The following is a 6377-nucleotide window of genomic DNA, read 5'->3' as shown; positions in this document are numbered from 1 at the left end:
ACCGGCACGCCGAGCACGTCCCGCACCAGGTCGGTGGCGAGCAGCGCGTAGCTGGTGCCGACGGCCAGCATCAGCGGGATGTCGTCGAGCAGTGCGGTCTCGCGGCGCATCAGGTCGCGCCGGTCGAGCGGGCCGAGGGAGCGCGGGTAGAGGGCCTCCGTGCGCAGCATCGCGGCGGGCGCCTCGGCCTGCGCCTCGAATCGGGGCAGCAGTCCCGGGAAGGCCCGGAACAGGGCGCGGCCCAGGCCGAGATACGAGTTGAACGCGCCGGGGTAGACGAGGGCCGTCTTCACACCGGGCCCGCCGGCGGGCCGGGCGGCGAAGCAGCTCCCGGACGGCGACGTCCACTCGCCTCCCGCCCGGTGCACCCCGGGCAGGTCCTTGAGCGCCTGCTCGGCCTGCCGTACGAGCCCGGCGGGGTCGTCGGCGACGAGGACGGCCTTCAGCGCGGCAGGCCGGTCCTGCGTGAGCCGGTCCCAGTCGCCGCCGTCGGCGACCGTGTCGCGCAGTTCGGTGAGGCGGCGCAGCAGTCCGTCCAGGTCGTCGGCGCCGACCGGCACGACCAGGCTGCCACCGGAGCGGGTCCAGTCGGTGGCGGCGACCTCGCCGCGGGTCTGCGCCCCGCCGAGGACCAGGTGGGCGTGGCTGCCCGCGGTGCCGGTGACGCTGACGCAGGCCAGCCGGCGGCCGTCGCGGCGGCGGCGCGGCCAGGGCCGGGAGTCGGCGGCGAGGAAGAACCCGGAGCCGTCGAGCGCGTCGCGGTGGACGCCGTCGGGCGCCACGGGCTGGTAGGCGTGGTGCAGGCACAGGGCGGCCCGGATCAGCGAGGCGAGCACGGAGGCGCAGCCGGTGTCCCCGACGGCGGCGCCGGCCGCGGAGAGCGCGGTGCGCAGTGCGCCGCCCGCGCGCGTCGCGGACCACACCCGCGTGAGGCCGGCCAGGGCGGCCGGGTCGGTGGTGCCCGTCTCGACGAGTTCCACGTCGGCCGCGGTGACCCCGGCGGCGGCCAGCGCCTCCTCGGCCGCGGCGGCGACCAGTCCGGGGTCGGGGCGCGGGGAGAGGGTCGCGGAGTGGCGGACGGCGAGCGCGTCGACGGTGGCGTACACGGTGCGGTCCGGCGGCACCGAGCCGGGGCGGGTGACGACCACGGCCCCGGCGCCCTCCCCCAGCAGCGGCGCGCCGCCCGGCTCCAGCAGGTCGCGGGCGAGGGTCGACTCGGGCCCGGCGGCCAGGTCGACGGCGCCGACGAGGACCGCCTCGACGCTGGGGTCGAGCAGCAGCAGCCGGGCGGCGTCGAGGGCGTCGGCACCGACGGAGCTGTCGGAGGAGACGGTGAAGGACGGGCCGGTGAGGTTCCACAGGGAGGAGATGCGGGCGGCCATGATGTTGCCGATGTAGCTGAGGACTTCGTTGGCCTCGATGGAGTCGTGGATGCCGTCGCGGGCGGCCCGGGTGAGCGCGGCGAGCTGCTCGTCGGACGGGTCGAGTCCGGCCCGCGCGCACCAGGCGGCGAGTTTGCGGCCGAGCGCGTGGCGGGCGGCGTGCCCGTGCGCGCTGGGTTCCATCTCCATGCCGAGGACGACGGCGACCCGCCGCCCGGTGCCGCCGGGGGCGCCCCGCTCGTACCCGGCGTCGCGCAGCGCCTCCTCCGCGACCCGCATCATCAGCAGGTGCTGCTGGTTGAAGTGGTCGAGGTCGTTGGGCGGGATGCGGTACGCGGTGGCGTCGGCCTCGAACTCCGCGACGTACGCGGCGTCCCGGGCGCCGCCCGGCAGGGGGCCGGCCTCGAAGCCGCGCCAGCGGTGCGCGGGCAGCTCCCGTACGACGTTCGTGCCGTCGTATCCGGCGCGTTCGAAGGCGTCGAGGGTGGTGAGGGAGCCGAAGTGGGCGCCCATGCCGATGACGGCCATCGGGGGCGGGGCCGGGCGCGGCTCCTCCGGCTCCTCCTCCGGGGCGGTCTCCGGGCCGGAGAGGACGACGTGGGCGTTGGTGCCGCCGAAGCCGAACGCCGAGACGGCGGCCCGGCGTACACCGTCCCCGGCCGGCCACGGCACGGGGGCGCGCACCACCCGGTCGGCGACCGTGCCGGGCAGCGGCTGCCGCAGCCCGGCGGTGGGCGGCAGGACGCCGTGACCGAGGGCGAGGACGACCTTGACCAGGCTGCTCATCCCGGCGGCGGTCAGCAGGTGCCCGATGTTGCCCTTCACCGAGCCGAGCAGCGGCCCGCGCCCGAAGTACCGCTCCACACCCTCCAGTTCGGTGCGGTCGCCGATCGGGGTGCCGGTCGCGTGGCACTCCACGTATCGCACGCTCTCCGGGTCGACCCCCGCCCTGCGGTACGCGAGGTCGTACGAGGCGAGCTGCCCGTTGACGTTCGGCACCAGCAGGTGTTTGCCGGGGCCGTCGTTGCCGAGTCCGATGCCCTCGATCACGGCGAGGACGCGGTCCCCGTCCCGGCGGGCGTCGGCGAGCCGCTTCACCGCGACCATGGCCGCGCCCTGGCCGGTGATGATGCCCCGCGAGCGGGCGTCGAAGGGCTGGCTCGGCGCTCCGTCCGGCGGGTAGGCGCGCAGGTCGGAGAAGGACAGGTGGATGACGGTCGGGTCGGGCGCGCAGACACCGCCCGCCAGCATCAGATCGGCGCGCCCGGTGGCGAGCTGGGCACAGGCCAGCTCGAGCGCGTACAGCGCGGACGAGCAGGCGGCGTCCAGGGTGAAGCGGGGGCCGCCGAGCCCGAGGGCCGCCGCGACGACATGGGCGGGCAGCCCGCCGGGCCAGAGGTTGTGGGCCTCGGCGAGATGCGCGGCGGGGGCCGCGGCAGGGCCTGCGGCGGCGCCGCGGCCACCGGCCGCGCCCCGCTCACCGGCCGGGCCCCGCTCACCGGCCGGGCTGCCGTCCGCCGTCATGGCCGGGCTGCCGTTCTCCGTCAGGAACGGCAGCCCGGCCTCGGGGAAGCCCGCCACCGCGAGTCCCTCGGTCACGGCGGCGTCCCACAGCTTCCCCGCTGTCCGGCCGGAGGCCGGGGTGGGGAACGGGTAGTTCCCGAACACCACCCCGGTCCTCCGGCCTTCGGCCCCGCCGGACGCGGCAGCGGGGGATACACCCGCGTCGGCCAGGGCGTCGTGGGCCGTCCGGAGCGCCCAGTGGAACGAGCGGTCCAGTCCGGCCAGATAGCCGGCGGGCAGCAGCAGCCCGTCGGGGACGGCGGTCTCGGCCTCGGTGCCGAGGAACCCGCCGCGCGTGCAGTAGATGCGGTGCCGGTCCCGGTCCTCCCGCGCGCCCGGCCCGGGGGCGAGCGGATCGTGTCCGAAGATCCGCTCGCCGCCCTCGGTGCGGGAGTCCGCACCGTCCATCAGGTTGCGCCAGTAGGCGTCGGGGGTCGCCGCTCCGGGGAACAGGCAGGACAGGCCGACGATCGCGTAGGAGCCCATGGGGTTTCAGCCTTTCCGGGGTCAGACCGTCACCGGGGCGACCCGGCCGCCCGGCTGCCGGAACCGGCTCTCCAGTTCCGTGTCCTCCACGGCCGTCACGTCCTCCAGGACGACGAGGACCCGGCCGTCGGGGTCGGTGGCGGTGACCGTGCAGGTGACACCGGTCCGGCCGGGCCGGACGTCCTCGACGGCGATGAGGAAGTCGGCGTCGGATGGCAGCGGGGCGTACAGCCGCACCCGGCCGATCTCCATGGGCAGGCAGGCCCGCCCGCGCTGCTCGCGCACCCACACCAGGACCGCCTGGAGCAGCAGGTCGGCGAGGACGGGACTGTGCAGCCGGGTGTGGTGGGCCCCGTGCGCGGGCCGCTGGTCGGCGAGCCGGGCCCGGACCAGCAGCCGTCGCTCGTCGGCGGCCAGGACCGTGCGCAGACCGCGCAGCGACGGACCGTGGAAGAGGGTGCCGTCGCCGTACAGGCGGGCGGCGTCCCGGCCGGGTGCGGCGGTGCGGGCGAGCGCGGCGAGGTCGGTGCGGCCGGCCGGGGCGACGGCGTCGGCGGTGCCGAGCCGGACGCCGTAGGCGGGCCGGCCGCGGCCGGCGGCGTCGACGGAGGAGGCGAGCACGTCGGTCTCGGTGCCGTCGCCGGCGACGGGTTCCACGGACAGGCGCAGGCGGTGCGGCGGCTGGGCGTCCGGATCGTCCCAGGAGACGCCCTTGAACACCTTGAATCCGCTCGCCGAGGTCACCGTGCGCCCGGTCGCCGCCTCCACGGCGCCCGCGAGCAGGCCGAGCGCCGCGGTGGCGGGCAGCACCCGCCGGTCGCCGAGGGTGTGGTCGGCGAGCAGCGGCCCGTCGGCCAGGTCGGCGAGGGTGCGGTCCACGACCAGTGGCTGGACGGTGCGGGCCGGGGACGGGGCGGACAGCGGGGTGAGCGGTCCGGTGACGACGACCGTGTCGTGGGCGTGCGGCGCCGTGAACTGCTCGGCGAACAGACCGGCCCCGGTCGCGACCGGCACCAGGGCGACGCCGCGCGAGGCGAACATCTCCCGCAGGTCGTCGGAGACCATCCCGCCGTCCCAGGCGCCCCAGTTCATGGCGGTCACCCGAGCGGAGGGCAGCTCCCGCTTCAGCCGGACGGCGATCCGGTTCAGCGCCTCGTTGGCCATCGCGTAGTCGGACTGCCCCCGGTTGCCGAAGAATCCGGCCACGGACGAGAACAGCACCAGGTGCCGCAGTTCGGCGACGCCGCGCAGCGCGTCCAGGACGTTGCCGAGGCCGAGCAGCTTGGTGGCCAGCACCCGGCGGATCTCCTCCGGGGTCTTCTGCGCGATCAACCGGTCGGCGAGCACTCCCGCCCCGTGCACGACGCCGGTGACGCGTCCGGCGTACGGCGTCAGTTCCCGGCGTACGGCCGCGGCGTCGGTGATGTCGACGGTCAGGTACTGCACACGGGCCCCGGCGGCGGACAGCCGGTCGAGGTTCGCGGTGATCTCGCGGCCCGCGGTGATCTCCCGGAACCGCGCCTCCACCTCCCGGGGCAGCGGCTTGCCGCCGCCCTCCGCCATCCGCCGGGCGATCAGCCCGCGCAGCGCCGGCCCGTCCTGCCCGGCGGCCCACTCGGGTTCGGGTGCCGGCCGGCTGCGGCCTAGCAGCAGCAGGCCGGCGGGACGGGCGGAGACCAGTGCGTGCAGGCAGTCCGCGGTGATGCCCCGGGCGCCGCCGGTGACGACGAGGAGGTCGCCGGTGGTGAGTTCCGGTACGGCGGTGGCGCGCGGGGGCGCCGGCTCGGCGGAGGGGACGATCGTACGGCGGCCCGAGGCGTCGTGCGCGACGTCGGCGGGCGTGGGCGACAGATCGGCGATCTCTTCGAGGAAACGCGCGCCGACGGTGGTCGGGGCCAGGTCGGGGGCGAAGTCGACGGTTCGGGTGAAAAGTTCCGGTGCCTCGACGGCGAGCGTCTTCACCAGTCCGCCGATCCCGCCGAGCAGCGGGGAGGCGTCCCCGCCGCCCCGCAGGCCGCCGGCGCCGTCGAGCCGGGTCACGGCGACGAACGCGGCCCGGCCGCCCTGCCGGGCCGCCGACCTGAGCGCGGGCAGGGCGTGCTTGGCCACCAGCAGGCCGTGCTCCAGGCGGCGCACCCCTTCCGCCCACTCGGGTCCGGCGGCGGCCGCCATCTGGACGACCAGATCGGCCCGCCCGCTCACCAGCGCCCCGGCCAGCTCGGTCTCCTCCCAGCTGCCCAGCTGCCGCACGGCGTCGGCCTCCGGCACGACCGGGTCACTGCCCGGCAGCACGACGACCTCCACCCGCCAGCCGTCCCCGCGCAGCGCTCCGGCGAGCGGGCGGGTGAGGGTGGAGCCGTCGTGCACGAGGACGGCGGTACGGGGGTCGGCGTAGGCGCCGACGAGGATGTGCGGCGGGGGCAGTTCCGCTGTCTCCGCGTAGGTACGGCCGATGCCCGGGGCGGAGGGGTAGGTGACGGTGAGGGGTGCGGGAGCCGCCGTCGTCTCGGCGGTGACGGACGAGGCGAGGAAGTTCGCGATGTCCTCCAACGTCCGCAGCTCGGCGACAACCTCCGGATCCACGTCCTCCGACACCGGATACGCCTCCTGCAACGCACCCAGAATCTGCACCCGCTTGATCGAATCGATCCCCAGATCAGCCTCGACATCCATACCCGGCTCCAGCATCTCCACCGGATAACCCGTCTTCTCCGCCACCGCCCCCAACAACGCCTCCATCACACCGGAGACAGGAACGGAAGCAGGAACCCCAGCCACGACCTCGGACCCCGCCACGGACTCCCCCACCGGCTGAGGACCGGACTGAGCCACGGACTCCGAGACCACCGCCTCGGCACTGACCGACGAAGCGAGGAAGTTCGCGATGTCCTCCAACGTCCGCAGCTCGGCGACAACCTCCGGATCCACGTCCTCCGACACCGGATA

2 protein-coding genes are annotated in these 6377 nt (G+C 75.9%); both read right to left on the bottom strand.

The genetic code is table 11. The features are described from left to right. The coding region (locus CCN42_RS32535) for a beta-ketoacyl synthase N-terminal-like domain-containing protein (RefSeq protein ID WP_281259546.1) at positions 1 to 3431 on the bottom strand (3431 nt) is incomplete at its 3' end. Positions 3432 to 3452: 21 nt separating this feature from the next. After that, positions 3453 to 6377 (bottom strand): SDR family NAD(P)-dependent oxidoreductase (locus CCN42_RS32530; protein ID WP_158102161.1); only part of this gene is annotated, 2925 nt, incomplete at its 5' end.

Source organism: Streptomyces glaucescens (genome assembly GCF_002154375.1).
Classification (GTDB): domain Bacteria; phylum Actinomycetota; class Actinomycetes; order Streptomycetales; family Streptomycetaceae; genus Streptomyces; species Streptomyces glaucescens.
The sequence above is the reverse complement of the archived record's forward strand: the minus strand, read 5'-3'. Positions and strand labels throughout refer to the sequence as shown.